Source organism: Streptomyces polyasparticus (assembly GCF_014493765.1).
Taxonomy (GTDB): Bacteria; Actinomycetota; Actinomycetes; order Streptomycetales; family Streptomycetaceae; genus Streptomyces; species Streptomyces polyasparticus.
The window spans coordinates 109,136-124,430 of sequence record NZ_JACTVJ010000016.1 but is presented as its reverse complement, the minus strand read 5'-3'; the positions used below and the strand labels follow the sequence as shown (position 1 = coordinate 124,430).

The 15,295-nt window shown below is 71.1% G+C and carries 12 protein-coding genes; 6 read left to right on the top strand and 6 right to left on the bottom strand.

Annotated features, from left to right (window positions below; all coding sequences use genetic code 11):
• Nucleotides 1-74: 74 nt before the first annotated feature.
• Both H9Y04_RS30275 and H9Y04_RS30270 read right to left on the bottom strand, forming a co-directional pair.
• A complete protein-coding gene (locus tag H9Y04_RS30275) occupies nucleotides 75-3,320 on the bottom strand; it encodes a S41 family peptidase (RefSeq protein ID WP_187817276.1) in 3,246 nt (1,081 codons plus the stop codon).
• Between the two features lie 42 nt (nucleotides 3,321-3,362).
• On the bottom strand, nucleotides 3,363-3,728 hold the full coding sequence (locus H9Y04_RS30270) for an SsgA family sporulation/cell division regulator (RefSeq protein WP_187817275.1): 366 nt from the start codon (nucleotides 3,726-3,728) through the stop codon (nucleotides 3,363-3,365).
• A 236-nt stretch (nucleotides 3,729-3,964) separates the two neighbouring features.
• On the opposite strand from H9Y04_RS30270, the gene H9Y04_RS30265 reads away from it, so the two are divergent.
• From H9Y04_RS30265 to H9Y04_RS30240, 6 genes are all read left to right on the top strand, one after another.
• The gene (locus H9Y04_RS30265; RefSeq protein ID WP_187817274.1) at nucleotides 3,965-5,029 is read left to right on the top strand and encodes an energy-coupling factor ABC transporter permease; all 1,065 of its coding nucleotides are present in this window, start codon (nucleotides 3,965-3,967) and stop codon (nucleotides 5,027-5,029) included.
• A 1-nt stretch (nucleotide 5,030) separates the two neighbouring features.
• Entirely contained in the window at nucleotides 5,031-5,792 is a 762-nt protein-coding gene (cbiQ, locus tag H9Y04_RS30260) for a cobalt ECF transporter T component CbiQ (RefSeq protein WP_187817273.1), read from the top strand.
• On the top strand, nucleotides 5,780-6,586 hold the full coding sequence (locus tag H9Y04_RS30255) for an energy-coupling factor ABC transporter ATP-binding protein (RefSeq protein WP_187817272.1): 807 nt from the start codon (nucleotides 5,780-5,782) through the stop codon (nucleotides 6,584-6,586). Before cbiQ ends, H9Y04_RS30255 begins: the two co-directional genes overlap by 13 nt.
• A gap of 55 nt (nucleotides 6,587-6,641) precedes the next feature.
• On the top strand, nucleotides 6,642-7,844 hold the full coding sequence (locus H9Y04_RS30250; RefSeq protein ID WP_187817271.1) for a serine hydrolase domain-containing protein: 1,203 nt from the start codon (nucleotides 6,642-6,644) through the stop codon (nucleotides 7,842-7,844).
• A gap of 73 nt (nucleotides 7,845-7,917) precedes the next feature.
• A complete protein-coding gene (locus H9Y04_RS30245) occupies nucleotides 7,918-8,418 on the top strand; it encodes a YbaK/EbsC family protein (RefSeq protein WP_187817270.1) in 501 nt (166 codons plus the stop codon).
• Nucleotides 8,415-9,260 carry an EamA family transporter gene (locus H9Y04_RS30240; protein ID WP_187817269.1) on the top strand — a complete coding sequence of 282 codons (846 nt, stop codon included), beginning with the start codon at nucleotides 8,415-8,417 and terminating at the stop codon, nucleotides 9,258-9,260. The genes H9Y04_RS30245 and H9Y04_RS30240 overlap by 4 nt, the downstream gene beginning before the upstream one ends.
• Nucleotides 9,261-9,279: 19 nt before the next feature.
• Here H9Y04_RS30240 and H9Y04_RS30235 read toward each other — a convergent pair whose 3' ends face one another.
• The 4 genes from H9Y04_RS30235 to H9Y04_RS30220 form a co-directional block, all read right to left on the bottom strand.
• Nucleotides 9,280-9,747, bottom strand: a complete 468-nt coding sequence (locus H9Y04_RS30235) for an SAM-dependent methyltransferase (protein ID WP_187817268.1) — start codon at nucleotides 9,745-9,747, stop codon at nucleotides 9,280-9,282.
• A gap of 31 nt (nucleotides 9,748-9,778) precedes the next feature.
• On the bottom strand, nucleotides 9,779-11,461 hold the full coding sequence (locus H9Y04_RS30230) for a penicillin-binding transpeptidase domain-containing protein (protein ID WP_187817352.1): 1,683 nt from the start codon (nucleotides 11,459-11,461) through the stop codon (nucleotides 9,779-9,781).
• A 159-nt stretch (nucleotides 11,462-11,620) separates the two neighbouring features.
• Nucleotides 11,621-13,144, bottom strand: coding sequence for a penicillin-binding transpeptidase domain-containing protein (locus H9Y04_RS30225; protein ID WP_308801200.1), 1,524 nt, complete (start codon nucleotides 13,142-13,144; stop codon nucleotides 11,621-11,623).
• A gap of 212 nt (nucleotides 13,145-13,356) precedes the next feature.
• The gene (locus H9Y04_RS30220; RefSeq protein WP_438818167.1) at nucleotides 13,357-15,114 is read right to left on the bottom strand and encodes a dolichyl-phosphate-mannose--protein mannosyltransferase; all 1,758 of its coding nucleotides are present in this window, start codon (nucleotides 15,112-15,114) and stop codon (nucleotides 13,357-13,359) included.
• Between the last annotated feature and the right edge of the window lie 181 nt (nucleotides 15,115-15,295).

Here is a 15,295-nt window from a genome sequence, read left to right as displayed (position 1 = left end):
GTGACACGGTCGGACATTCCTCGCATTTTGATCAGCTACGCCCAGTGACCCAAGAGGTCCCGCGGCTCGGCACATCAGCCGCGGGGCGGCAACTCGGGGCGGCGCCGGTCCGGTACCGCGGAGTAGTCCGGCGGGACGGCGGCCGGGTCCTGGTCCAGGAGCTCCAGGGCGATCGCCACCGCGTCGTCCAGCTGCGCGTGGCGGCCCTCCGCCCAGTCCAGGGGGGTGCGCAGCACCTCGACGTCCGGTTCCACGCCGTGGTTCTCGATGGACCAGCCGTACTCGTCGAACCAGGCCGCGTTCATCGGCACCGTGATCACCGTGCCGTCGCCCAGCTTGTGCCGCCCCGTCATGCCGACCACGCCGCCCCAGGTGCGCTGGCCGACCACCGGGCCGAGCCCGAGCAGCTTGAACGCCGCGGTGATCATGTCGCCGTCCGAGGAGGTCGCCTCGTCCGCGAGCGCCACGATCGGTCCGCGGGGCGCGCTGGAGGCGTACGAGACGGGCTGGGCGTCGCGGGTCAGGTCCCAGCCGAGGATCGAGCGCGTCAGTTTCTCCACGACCAGTTCGCTGATGTGGCCGCCGGCGTTTCCTCGTACGTCCACGATGAGGGCCGGACGGGAGACCTCCATGCGCAGGTCCCTGTTGAACTGCGCCCAGCCCGAGCCGCCCATGTCGGGGATGTGCAGATAGCCGCACTTGCCGTGGCTCAACTCCCGTACGACCTCACGGCGTTTGGCCACCCAGTCCTGGTAGCGCAGCGGCCGCTCGTCGATCAGCGGCACCACCGCGACCCTGCGCGCGCGGCCCTCGCCCTCGGCGGGTGTGAAGGTCAGCTCGACCGTGGTCGCGCCCGTGCCCGCGAGCAGCGGGTAGGGGCCCGCCACCGGGTCGACCGGGCGGCCGTTGACGTGCGTGAGCACCGCGCCCTCGCGCAGGCCGAGGCCGGCGAGCGGGGAGCGGGCCTTGGAGTCGGAGTTGTCGCCGGGCAGGATCCGCTTGATCACCCACTGTCCGTCGCGGCAGACCAGGTTGGCGCCGAGCAGCCCCTGGGCGCGCTGGTAGTGCGGCGGGCCCTCGTTGCGGCGGGCCGGGGTGACGTATGCGTGCGAGGTGCCGAGTTCGCCGAGCACCTCCCGTAGAAGATCCGCGAACTCGTCCGGGGACGCGACGCGTTCGACGAGCGGCCGGTACTGGTCGAGCACGCCCCGCCAGTCGATGCCGCACATCTTCGGCTCCCAGAACAGGTGCTTGATGATGCGCCCGGCCTCGTCGTACGCCTGGCGCCACTCGTGCGGCGGGTCGACCTCGTGCACGATACGGCGCAGATCGATCCAGACAGTCGAATCGCTGTCGCCGGACTCGGTGGAGGGCACGGCCCGCAGCTCGCCGCTGTCGACCACCACGAGCCGGCTGCCGTCGCCGCTGAGCGCGAACCAGTCGAGGTCGGAGACGAGTTCGGTCTTCTTCGCCTTGCTGATGTTGAAGTATTCGAGGGTGGGCTGGCCCGAGGTGTCGTCCGGGTTGGCGAAGGTCTCGCCGAGCGCGCCCGAGATCGGCCAGCGCAGCCAGACCAGGCCGCCGCCGCTGACGGGCGCGAGCGAGGAGTACTTCGAGGCCGTGACCGGGAAGGGTGTGACACGGTCGGCGAGGCCTTCGATCTCCACCATCACCGTGCCGTCGCCGTTGTTCCCCTCCACCGGGTCGAGCCCGCCCGCGGCCGGACGCCCGTCGGGCAGCAGCGCGAACGGCGACGGGGTCGCCGACGACAGCGGCACGAGATACGGGCGGCAGCCCAGCGGGAACGACAGGTCGCCGGTGTGCACGTCGTACACCGGGTCGAAGCCGCGCCAGGACAGGAAGGCGAGGAAGCGTCCGTCGCTGGTGAAGACCGGATTCTCGTCCTCGAAGCGGCCGTTGGTGACATCGATGATCGAACGGTCCTTGATCCGGGCCATCTTGATCTGCCGCAGCGAGCGCCCGATCCCGGGATGCGACCAGGTCAGCCAGGAGCCGTCCGGTGAGAAGGCCAGATCGCGTACGGGCCCGTTGATGGACCGGATCAGCTCGGTGACCTCGCCGTTGGACTCCTCGGTCACGTCGATGAGCAGCAGCCGGCCGTCGTTCGACGCGATCGCGATCCGCTCGCCGTCCGGGTCGGAGACCAGCTCCTGCACGCGGCCCACCTCGCCGGAGGCGAACCGGCGCGGGGAGCGTTCGCCACTGGCGCGCGGCAGATACGAGATCTCCACGGCGTCCTCGCCGTCGGCGTCGGTGACGTACGCGACCTGCCCGTTCGTGCCGAGCATCTCCGGCAGCCGCACCCGCACACCGGGGGTGTCGACGATGGTGCGGGCCGGGCCGTCGCGATGGGTCAGCCAGTACAGGCCCCCACGCACGCAGACCGCGCTCGCGCGACCCGTGGTGTCCACGGAGATCCCGTCGACGTGGTGCGCGGCCGGCACCTGGTACGAGCGCCGGCCCACGCGCGGCCCGCCGAGCCGCACCTCAAGGCGCCGGGGCGCGGCGTCGGCGGACAGATCGTCGACCAGCCAGATGTCGCCGGCGCACTGGTAGACGACCCGCTCGCCGTCGCTGGCGGCGTGCCGTGCGTAGAACTCGTCGTGGTCGGTGTGGCGCCGCAGGTCCGTGCCGTCCGGCGCGCAGGAGTAGAGATTGCCGACGCCCTCGTGGTCCGACAGGAACGCGATCCGGTCCCGTACGAACATCGGCGAGGCGAGATGCCCGCCCAGATCCTCGAGCAGCCGCTTGCCGTGCAGCCAGAGCCGCCCCATGGCCCCGCCCCGGTACCGCTTCCAGGCGGCGGGCTCGTGCGGCGGCTTGCCGGTGAGCAGCAGCGTCTGCGGCTGCCCGTCCATGACGCTGACCGCGATGTCGTTGACCGGGCCCCAGGGCATCTTGCCGCCGGGGGAGCCGTCGGTCGGCACGGTGTAGGCCCAGGAGAAATACGAGAAGGGCTGGCCGTGACTGGCCACCGCCAGGATGTCGCCGTCCGGGGACCAGCCGCACACCCGGGTGTCGGTGTTCCCCCAGTACGTGAGCCGCTGCGCCGGCCCGCCCGCGACCGGCACCACATGGATCTCCGGATCGAGACTGCGCCAGGTCGTGTACGCGATGCGCGTGCCGTCCGGCGAGAAGCGCGGATGGCTGACCCGGGTGCGGTCCACGGTCAGCCGCCAGGCCCGCTCGGGAATCGCGCCCTCGGGCGTCAGGGGGCTCAGCCAGAGATCGTCCTCGGCGGCGAAGCAGAGGAGGCTGCCGTGCAGATGGGGGAAACGGAGATACGCGGAGTCGCTCACCTACTCATGCTTTTCCGGTCCACGGGGCCCGGCAACTCGGAGTCAGTGGTTGACCGGTGCGGGCGCCTTGCGCGTCCGCTTGAGGAACCGCGTCAGGCGCGCGCTGTCGAACTGGAGCACCGCGACCCCCTGCCCTGTGTGGAACTCCACGACCGTGGCGACCCGGCCGCACGGCCAGACCCGGGCGGTTTCGCTGGCGGCGGGGGCGGACATGCCCTGTTCCAGGACCTCGCGGGGCAGCGACCAGCCGGGGGTGTCATCCCCGACGATCACAATCCGGACCTCGCTCTGCGGCGAATACCGCAGGGAGACCCGCACGGCGCGGTGGGTGTCGCCGCTGTCGGCGTCCGTGACGAGATGGGCCCGGGTGCAGACCTCCACCGCCGGGGTCTGCTGCTCCTCGTCCATCGACGCGCTCCTCACGCTCGTTCATCCCGTACGTCACGCCTGCCCACCCACGTGCGAGACATGGCAAGGCGACCCCGACATAACCCTTCCTTTATGCCCTCTTATGTCGCATATAACCCCTGCTGTCCGAGAGCTCTATTTGTGACACAGCCGCTCTTGCAAGCTGTTCGCAAGAGCCGACTATCATCGAACGGTTCACCACCCGGCCGACCACCCGCAGAGTGGAGCCCCCTGCCATGCATGTCCCCGACGGATTCATCAACGCGCCCGTATCGGTCGCCGCCGGTGTCGTCGCCGCCGGAGCCGTAGCCGTATCCCTGAAGGGTGCGCGCCGGGAGCTCGACGAGCGGACCGCGCCGCTCGCGGGTCTGGTCGCGGCGTTCATCTTCGCCGTGCAGATGCTGAACTTCCCGGTCGCCGCCGGCACCAGCGGGCACCTCCTGGGCGGGGCGCTCGCGGCGATACTCGTCGGCCCGTTCACGGGTGTCCTGTGCATCTCCGTGGTCCTGCTCCTGCAGGGCGTGCTCTTCGCCGACGGCGGTCTCACCGCGCTCGGCGTGAACATCACGGTCATGGGCGTGGTCACCGCCGTCGTCGCCTACGCGCTCTTCCGGGGCCTGCTCACGGTCCTGCCCAAGAAGCGCCGCTCGGTGACCGTCGCCTCCTTCGTGGCCGCGCTCGTCTCCGTGCCGGCCTCGGCCGCCGCGTTCGTCCTCGTGTACGCGGTCGGCGGCACCACCGACGTCCCGCTCGGCACCGTCTTCACCGCCATGGTCGGCGTGCACACGCTGATCGGGCTCGGCGAGGCCGCGATCACCGCCGCGACCGTCGGCGCCGTGATCGCCGTACGTCCGGACCTCGTGCACGGCGCCCGCGGTCTGGCCACCCCGCTCAAGCTGCGCGTCGGCGGCGAGCTGGTGGACGCGCAGCCCGCCGTCATCGAGGGCCCGGTCCGCTCCCCGCGCAAGGTCTGGATCGGCGGCCTGGTCGCCTCCCTGATCCTCGCGGGCTTCGTCTCCTTCTACGCCTCCGCCAGTCCCGACGGCCTGGAGAAGGTCGCTGCCGACAAGGGCTTCGACAAGGGCGCCGAGGGCAAGGAGCACGCCACCGCCGACTCCCCGCTCGCCGACTACGGCGTCAAGGACGTGGACAACGCGCGGCTCTCCGGCGGCCTCGCGGGCGTGATCGGCGTGGGCGCCACGGTGCTCGTGGGCACGGGTGTCTTCGTGGTCGTCCGCAAGCGCCGCACCTCCTCGGAGACCGCCGCGTCCGCGGACACCCGTACTCCGGAAGCCGTCTGACATGGGTGCGGGCCACGCCCACAAGCTGTACCGGCACGGGCACTCGCCGGTGCACGCGCTGCCGCCGCACTGCAAGCTCGCCGCCGTCTTCTGCTTCGTCGTGGTGGTCGTCTCGACCCCGCGCGAGGCGGTCTGGGCCTTCGGGCTCTACGCGGTGCTCATCGGCGCGGTCGCGTACGTGGCCCGTATCCCGGCCGGCTTCCTCCTGAAGCGGCTGCTCATCGAGGTGCCCTTCGTGGCCTTCGCCGTGCTCCTGCCGTTCGTCGCGCAGGGCGAGCGCGTCGAGGTCGCCGGGCTCTCGCTCAGCGTCAGCGGCCTGTGGGGCGCCTGGAACGTCCTCGCTAAGGGCACCCTCGGCGTCGCCGCCTCCGTACTCCTCGCGTCCACCACCGAACTGCGCGAACTCCTGCTCGGCCTGCAGCGGCTCAAGCTCCCGCCGCTGCTCGTGCAGATCATGTCTTTCATGATCCGGTACGGGGATGTCATCACCGACGAGCTGCGCCGGATGCGGATCGCCCGCGAATCCCGCGGCTTCGAGGCGCGCGGCGTGCGCCACTGGGGCGTGCTCGCCAAGACCGCGGGTGCGCTCTTCATCCGCTCGTACGAGAGAGGCGAGCGCGTCCATCTCGCCATGGTCAGCCGGGGATACGCGGGCTCCATGCCCGTGATCGACGAGGTGACCGCCTCGCGCGCCCAGTGGTCGTACGCCCTCACGCTGCCCGCATGTGCTCTGCTCGTCTGTCTGCTGGGATGGATCCTGTGACTGCTTCCGCGACGCCTTCTCCCGACAGGACTCCCGCTCCCGACGCGACGCCCTCGCTCGACGTACGGGGGCTCGCCTACGCCTACCCCGACGGTCACCAGGCCCTGTTCGGGGTCGACTTCCGTGTCGGGCGCGGCGAGCGCGTCGCGCTGCTCGGGCCGAACGGCGCGGGCAAGACCACCCTCGTCCTGCACCTCAACGGGATCCTCGGCGGGGGAGCGGGCACGGTCCACGTGGCCGGGACGCCGGTGGTGAAGGCGAACTTCGCCGAGGTGCGGCGGCGGGTCGGGATCGTCTTCCAGGACCCGGACGACCAGCTGTTCATGCCCACGGTCCGCGAGGACGTGGCGTTCGGTCCGGCCGCGGCGGGGCTGCGCGGCGCCGAGCTCGAGGCATGCGTCCACAAGGCCCTGTCCCTGGTGGGGATGGAGGGCTACGCCGACCGCCCGCCGCACCACCTCTCCTTCGGCCAGCGCCGCCGGGTCGCCGTCGCGACCGTGCTCGCGATGGAGCCCGAGATCCTGGTCCTCGACGAGCCCTCCTCCAACCTGGACCCGGCCTCGCGCCGCGAACTGGCCGACATCCTGCGCTCGTTGGACGTCACCGTGCTCATGGTCACCCACGACCTGCCGTACGCACTCGAACTCTGCCCGCGCTCCCTCATCCTCAGTGAGGGCGTCATCGCGGCGGACGGCCCCACCGGGGACCTCCTCGCCGACGACGAGCTGATGCGCGCGAACCGTCTGGAGCTGCCCTTCGGCTTCGACCCGAGGGCCGCGCGGGCCGGGGCGTGACCACCCGCCGCGAGCCGGGCCCCCGGAATCGTGCGGGATCCCTGCACGTTGCACCATGGTGACCGGCCAGGAGAGACCGGCCGGTACCGAAGGAGTGGCAGTGGACACGGTCGAGGTCCAGGGCACGGTCGAACCGGGCTGGGAGGGCGTACGCGACGCCTTCGTACGCAACTTCGCCGAGCGCGGTGAGCGCGGGGCCTCCGTCGCCGTGTACCGGGACGGGCGGCCCGTGGTCGACCTGTGGGGCGGCAGCCGCGACGCCGACGGCAGCGAGCCGTGGGGGCGCGACGACGTGCACCTGATCCGCTCGGCGACCAAGGGCGTGGCCGCGGCCGTCCCGCTGCTGCTGCACCAGCGCGGGCAGCTCGACCTGGACGCACCCGTGGGCACGTACTGGCCCGAGTACAAGGCCGCCGGCAAGGAGCACACCCGCGTACGGCACCTCCTCGCGCACCGCGCGGGCGTGCCGGTCCTCGACGTGCCCGTACCGTTCGAGGACCCGGCTGCGGGCCCGCGCGCCGTCGCCGCGCAGGCGCCGGTCTGGGAGCCCGGCACGGACCACGGCTACCACCCGCACACGTACGGCTGGCTCGTCGGCGAACTCGTACGGCGGGTCACCGGACGCACCCTCGGCCAGTGGCTGGCCGAGCAGATCACGCGGCCGCGCGGCATCGACCTGTGGATCGGTCTGCCCGACGCCGAGCAGCACCGCGCGGGCACCGTCACGCGCGTCGAACCGCCGGCCGTCGGCAACGGCCTGCGGCTGCGCCCCAAGCAGGCCGTCGCCGACGCGTACGCGAACCCCGACTCGCTCACCCGCCGCGCCTTCGCCTCCCTCGCGGACACCGACGAGAACACCCCGGCATACCGCGCGGCCGAGCTCCCGGCGACGAACGGGATGGCCAACGCCCGCGCGCTGGCCGCGTTCTACGCCTCGCTGATCGGCCCGGTCGACGGACACGCGCGCCTGTTCGCCCCGGCGACGGTGGCGCTCGCCCGCACCGAGGAGTCGGCGGGCCCCGACCGCACCCTGGTCGTCAACACCCGCTTCGGACCCGGGTACATGCTGCACGGCCCGGCGTCCCCCCTGCTCGGCCCCTCGTCCTTCGGCCACCCCGGCCGCGGCGGCCCGCTCGGCTTCGCGGACCCCGACTCGGGGATCGCTTTCGGCTACACGACGAACGGGCTGCAGAAGGGTGTCACGGCGGATCCGCGTGCCCAGGCGCTGGTGCGGGCGGTGCGTGCGGCGGCCGGCTGACGGCTCCACGTGGTCCGTACGGCGATCGGTTAACGACTCGCGTGGCCGGTACACCGACCGCTAGCGTGCGGCCATGAGTGCATCGCAGCCCGCCGCGCATCCCCGTTTCGCCGAGGCCCTCACCGACCTGGGCCTGACCGAAGTCATCGACCGGGTGCGGAGTTTCCCGGACGCCACCCGCACCGCCGCACAGGCCGCCGAGGCCATCGGCTGCGAGCTCGGCGAGATCGTGAAGTCCCTGATCTTCGCCGCGGACGGTGTGCCGGTCCTGATCCTGATGGACGGGGCCTCGCGGGTCGACATGGAGCTCGTACGACGGGAGCTGGGCGCGGAGAAGGTCACGCGCGCGAACGCGGACGTGGTGCGCGAGACCACCGGGTACGCGATCGGCGGTGTGCCGCCCTTCGGCCACCGCACGAAGACCCGGGTACTCGCCGACCGCGGACTGCTCGACCACGCGGTGGTCTGGGCGGCGGCGGGCACCCCGCACACCGTGTTCCCGATGGACCCCAAGTCCCTGATCTCGCATGCCGGCGGCACGCTGGTGGACGTGCGCGAAACCCCCGCCCCGTGACGCCGGTGGTCGCGGCGGCCGTCGTCCTGGCGGCCGTCACACACGCGTCCTGGAACGCGATAGCGCACCACATCAAGGACCAACTCCTCGCGTTCACGCTCCTTTCGGGCGGTGGCGCGCTGATCGGCACCGTGCTCGCGTGCTTCGCACCGCTGCCGGCCGCCGGCGCCTGGTGGGCGCTGATCACCTCGGCGCTGCTTCATGTCGCCTACCAGGCCCTGCTCATGCGATCGTTCACGCTCGGCGACTTCGGGCAGATGTATCCGATCGCGCGCGGCAGCGCACCTCTCGTCGTGACGGTCGCGGCGGCGCTCTTCCTCGACGAGAGGATCGGCGGCCTGCAGCTCGCGGGCGTCGCGGTGGCCTGCGCGGGCCTGGTGGGCCTCGCCCTGTGGGGCATCCGCGGCAGCCGGCCGCACTGGCCCGCGCTGCTCGCCGCGGTCGCCACGGGCCTGTCGATCGCGGCGTACACGGTCGTCGACGGCGTGGGCGTGCGCGCCTCCGGTACCCCGCTCGGCTATGTGGCGTGGCTGATGATCCTCGAAGGCCTCGCGATCCCGGCGTATGCGCTGCTGCGTCACGGCCGCCAACTCCCGTCCCTGCTGCGCCCGTACGCGGTCCGCGGTCTGCTCGGCGCGGGCCTGTCCGTCCTCGCGTACGGCCTGGTCCTGTGGGCGCAGACCCGCGCGGCCCTCGCGCCCATCGCGGCGCTGCGCGAATCGTCGATCATCGTGGGCGCGGCGATCGGAGCGGTCTTCTTCAAGGAACGCTTCGGCCTGCCGAGGATCGCCGCGGCGGGCGTGATGGTGGTGGGGATCGGGCTGATGCTGGGGGCTGCTTAGGGCAGGGCCTTTGGCCGGCTCACGGCTTGAAGTACTCCGCCATCACCTCGCCGACCCACTCCGGCTGCGTGACGCCCTGGGGCAGGAACTCCCGCATCACCGGCTTGAGATCGACGACCGGGGTGCCCGTGACGGCGTCCAGTCCCACGACGGTGACCTCCCGGCCGCGCACCGACTCGACGGCGCAGCAGGTCACGCCGATCCGGTTCGGCCTGCGCGGGGCGCGGCCGGCGAACACACCGAGCGGCGGCAGGTCGGCGCGGCCGCGGAACGGCCGGGGCTCGCGGTAGTCGTGGAGCTCGGGGAACCGGTCGAAGACGAACAGGACTTCCACGTGCGAGAAGCCCTCCAGACCTTGCAGACACGCGTCGCCGAAGCGCTCGTCGACGGTGATCGTGCTGCGGACGGCGCCCCAGTTGTCGGTGTTCTGGATGTCCGTACGCTCGTTGCGGACCGTACCGATCGGGGTGATCTCGAAGGACGTCATGCCCCGAGGCTAGGGTCAACCACCGTTCAGGTCAGCCCACTTGCCGCAGCACCGCCGCCACCAGCGGCCCCGAGGACTTGCCGCCGCGGCCGCCCTCCTGCATCACCGCGGCCGCCGCCACATCCCCGCGCCAGGCGGTGAACCAGCCGTTCGGCTTCTCCTGGCCGTCGACCTCCGCCGAACCCGTCTTGCCGCCGATGTCCCCGCCGAGCGAGGCCATCGCCTCGGCCGCGGAACCGTTCGTGGCGGTGTACGCGAGCAGTTCGCGCAGCTGCGACGCGGCCTTCGGGTCCAGCGTGCGCGGAGCCGTGGCCAGTTGACGGCCGTCGACCTCGGGCGAGACCAGATACGGCTGCCGGAACACACCCGTCTTCGCGGTGGCGATGATCGACGCGACGTTCAGCGGGTTCATCCGCACCCCGCCCTGCCCGATCAGCGCGGCCGCCTTCTGCGCGGCCGACTGCACCGGCACCGCACCGTCGAAACTCGGCACGCCGATCTGCCAGTTGCCGCGCCCGAGCCCGAAGACCTCCTGCGCCTGCTTGGTCAGATCGCCGTCGCCGAGCTTGTCGGCCTGCGAGATGAAGGCCGTGTTGCAGGAGGCCGCGAAGCTGGAGCGGAAGGTGCCGCCCTTGATCTCGAACTCCTCGACGTTCTGGAACTTCCAGCCGCCGGACGTGAAGTACTTGGGGCACGGATGCGGCTTGTCGATCCCCGCGAGCCCCTTCTCGAGCAGCATCGAGGCCGTCACGATCTTCATCGTGGAGCCGGGTGCGAGCGAACCCTGCAGTGCGACGTTCATGCCCGACGGGTTGGAGTTCGCGGCCGCCAGGATCTCGCCCGTGCTCGGCTTGAGCACCACGATCGCGGCCCGGCTGCGGGAGGCGACCTCACGCTCGGCGGCGGCCTGCGCGGTCGGGCTGATCGTGGTCTTCACCGTGCCCGGTGTGCCCTGCGAGAGGGTGAGCAGCGTCTTGTCGGGCAGCGCCTTGCCGTCGTCCTTGCTCTTGGCCGTATCGCTCTTGCCCTTGGCCTTGTCCTTCGCCGGATCGGCCCGCACGATCTGCAGCTCGATCCCCGCGCTGCCGCCCGCCTTCTTGCCGAACTTCTCGCGCAGCCCGTCGAGCACATTGCCGAGCGAGGGGTACTTCTCGGCGGTGATCTCCCCGCCGTTGCGGTCCACCGCCTTGATCGGCGGCGTCCCCGCCTCGCCCGCGCGCAGCACGTCGCCCGGCTTGAGCCCCGGATGCACCACGGACGGCTGCCAGTCGACGACCGGCTTGCCCCCGAGCGCGCGCACCACGGTCAGCTCGGAGTCATACGTATAGGGCTTGGACTTTCCCTCGTACGAGACCGTCGCCGCCACCTTGAACGGCACCTTGGCGCCCGTCTTCTTGCCCGGCGTGAACGTCACCCCGGTCAGATGGGCGTCCTTCTGGTACGACACGAGCGCGGCCTTCGCCGCCGCCGCGTCGTCGGTGAGCGCGGCCGCGCCCGCCGCGTCGCCCTTCGCCCACGCGGCGAGGAACTTCTCGGTGGTCCGCTCGACCTCGGCCTTCGTCAGCGGCTTGGCCTGCAGCTCCTTGGGCGAGAGCGGCTCCTCGCCGGCGCTGTCGGAGCCGCCGCCGACGAGGGCGTAGGCGGTGATGCCCACGCCCGCGACCACCGCGCCGGCCGTGACCGCGATCAGCGCGACCTTGGTCTCCTTGCGCATCGCATTGCTGCTCGCGCGCCCTCGCTTGCCCACCAGTTCCTCCGCCTTGCCCCGCGGGTGCCGCCTGACTGTCCGGGCACCCTATAGGTCATCTGTGACTGCGGTTGCCCGGGTTGACGGCCGGAGCCCGGGTGTGCGGGGCTCCGGCCGCCGGGCCGGTCAGTAGCCGGCGCCCAGAACCCGGGCCACGATCGGCCCGGCCGACTCTCCGCCGCGTCCGCCCTCGATGACGACGGCCGCCACGGCGATGTCCCCGCGGAAGCCGGCGAACCAGCTGTTGGGCTTGGACTGGCCGGCCACCTCCGCCGAGCCGGTCTTGGCGCCGACGTCACCGCCGAGGTGGCCCACGGCGGGCTTGCCCGAGCCGTACCTGGCGGTGGTGCGCATCATCTGCGCCAGCTGGCTCGCGGTGCCCGGCGTGATGCCGCTCGCCGTGGCCCGCTGCACCCCGTACGAGGAGTCGACGATCACCGGCTGACGGAACGCGCCGCCGCCCTTCACGGTGGCCACGATGGACGCCATGTTCAGCGGGCTCATCTGGACCACTCCCTGGCCGATGGCGTTCGCTCCCCGGTCGGAGGTGTCGGCCGGCGGCACCGAACCGTCGTACGAGGGAATGCCGGTGTGCCACTCGGCGCCGATGCCGAACTTGGCGGCTTCCTGGGTGAGCGAGTTGTCGTTGAGGTCGTCGTGAGCGATGCCCTTGATGAAGCCCGTGTTGCAGGAGCGCGAGAAGTTCTCGGCGAGCGTGGCGTTCTCGTTCGCCTTCAGGCCGGGCAGATTGCCGAAGGTCTGGCTGCGGTAGACGATGGTGTGCGGGCAGGGAATGCTGGTGCCGGGACCGGCCACACCGTTGTCGATGAGGGTCGCCGCCGTCACGATCTTCATCGTCGAGCCGGGAGCCAGCCTCCCCATGAACGCCACGTTGTCACCGGGCTCCTGGTTGGCCATCGCGAGCACCTCGCCGGTGCTCGGCTGGATCGCCACCACCGACGACTTGGCCTTGCTCTGTACGGCCTTCTCCGCCGCGGCCTGTGCCGTCGCGCTGAGCGTGGTCCGCAGCTTGCCCGGCTCACCCTTCGCCAGGGTCACCAGCGTCGTGTTGTACGCGGTCTGGTCCGCGCGCTCGATCCACAGCTCCAGGCCCGGCTTGCCGCCCGCCTTGTCCCCGTACGTGGTCATCAGGTGGTCGAAGACGGGCGCGAGCGACGGGTACTTCTCCGCCGTGAGCACCTTGCCGCGGCGGTCGACGATCCGGATCTGCGGATCGTCCGCCTGACCCACCGCGAACGTGTCGCCCTCCTTCAGCTCGGGATGGACCACTGTCGGCTCCCAGTCGACCAGAGCCGCCCCGGTCGTCTCCCCGCGCACTACCTTCAACTCGCTCTTGTACGCAAGGGGCTTGGACTTGCCCTCGTACGTCACCGTGGCCGAGACCGCGAACGGCACCGTGGCGCCGGCGGCCTTGCCCTGCTCGATCCTGACCTTGGTGATGTCGGCCCCGGCGAACGAGGCGAGCACCTTGGCCGCGGCCGCGTTGTCATTGGTGAGATTCGCGGCGGCGTCGGCCTTGCCCGCCGACCACGCCTTGAAGAACTTCCCGACGGTGTCCGCGACTTCCTCGTCCGTCACCGGCCCGGAGGACGGCTTCGCGTCGGCGCTCGCGGTATTGCCCCCCGTCACCCCGTTGTACAAATTCACCGCCCCATACCCGGCAACTCCCACCATCACGGTGAAAACCCCGCCCACCAAGGCAGTCTTGACTCCATTGCGCATGGCTGCGCTCCCCTCCCCAGGAGTCCTGAACACATTCCCCGTACGAGATGTTGAACATGTTCAGGAAGTTATGGAGTGCAGCTTAAGCGCTTTCTGCGGTGGGAGGGATCTCGATGCGGCTACACCCAGGTGTCGAACCACATCCGGGCCCGCCAGGAATCCACCGGAATGGAATGGCCGGTGTAGATGGGCCAGAAATAAATGAAGTTCCAGACGATCAGCAGGACGAGCACACCCGCGCCCACCACGCCCACGACCCTGCGCCGCTCGTTCGACCCCGGTGGCCCGATGATCGAGCCGATCATCATCGACAGTGCCATGCACAGATAGGGCACGAAGACGACCGCGTAGAAGAGGAAGATCGTCCGCTCCTGGTACTTCAGCCACGGCAGCCAGCCTGCGAGGAACGCGCAGGCGATCGCGCCCGCACGCCAGTCGCGGCGGAAGAACCAGCGCCACAGGACGTACAGGACCGCGAAGCACGCCGCCCACCACAGGAGCGGGGTGCCGAGCGCGAGGACCTCGCTCGCGCATTTCTCGCGGACGCCCGTGGGGCAGTTGGCGGTACCGGGCGCGGGGGACTCGTAGTAGTACGAGACCGGGCGGCCGAGGACCAGCCAGCTCCATGGGTTGGACTCGTAGTCGTGGGGCGAGACCAGGTCGACATGGAAGTTCCACACCTGGTGCGAGTAGTGCCACAGGCTGCGCCACCAGTCCGGGAACAGACCGCCGAACCCGCTGGAGGGATGCTCCGCACCCCACTCCCGCAGATACCCGCGGTCGCCCTTTTCGGTGTGGAGCAGCCAGCCGGTCCAGGTCGCGAGGTACGTGGCGACGAACACCGGCACGGTCGACACGAACGCCGGGAGCACATCCCGCTTGAGGACCGCGACATATGGCCGCCGGGCACCCGCGGTGCGCCGCCCGCCCACGTCCCACAGGACCGTCATCAGGCCGAACGCGGCGAGGAACACACCGCCGTTCCACTTGGTCGCGAACGCCAGGCCGAGGAAGACACCGGCCGCGATCCGCCAGGGCCGCCAGCCCAGACGGAGCGTCTCCGCGATTTTCGCATCGGGCCGTACGACCCCGTCCTCGTCCACCGGCAGCGCCGCCGCGAGCCTGGCCCGGGCCTTGTCGCGGTCGATCACCAGCGCGCCGAAGGCCGCGAGCACGAAGAACATCAGCGGCAGATCGAGCAGCGCGGTCCGGCTCATCACCAGGTGCAGACCGTCCACCGCGAGCAGCAGACCGGCGAGGCAGCCCAGGAACGTCGAGCGGAACATCCGGCGCCCGATCCGGCACACCATCAGGACCGAGAGCGTGCCGAGCAGCGCCACCATGAAGCGCCAGCCGAAGGGCGTCAGACCGAAGATCCACTCACCGGCCGCGATGACCCACTTGCCCATCGGCGGGTGCACGACGTACGACGGGTCGTGACCGACCGGCACCTTCGAGCCGAGTTCGATGACGGTGTCGTTGTAGTCCTTCGGCCAGTTGACCTCGTACCCCCGCTTCAGCAGGGCCCAGGCGTCCTTCGCGTAATACGTCTCGTCGAATATCACCGCATTGGGCTTGCCCAGGTTCCAGAAGCGGAGCAGACCCGCGAACAGCGTGACGAGCAGCGGACCGCCCCAGCCGAGTGCCCGGGTGAGCCCGGGACGGGATTCGGGGGCCACCTTGAGCACCGACCACAGGCGCGGGCCCGGTTCGGCATACGGAGGGTCCAGGCGCTGCGCCACGTCCTGCACCGGCTGCGCGGCGTACCCGAATCTGCGCAGCCGCGCGCTCCAGCTCTGCGCAGGCGACTGCTGCGGATCGGGGGCGGGCCGGTCGGCGGAGTCCCTCGTGGGCTGGGGGGACGGGGCACTGGTCACCGCGCCATCGTAGGGAACCCGGCTGTGGGGATCCCAGGTGCGGCCCGCCGGGGAAGCGGACGGTGCCGGTCCAGGTGGCCGGACAGAACCCGCCCGCCCGGGGGACCAGCCCCATTCGAGGCTATCGGCCCGCACTGACAACGGCCGATCGACAGCCGGTCCGCAGCCGTCCGGCGAGCCG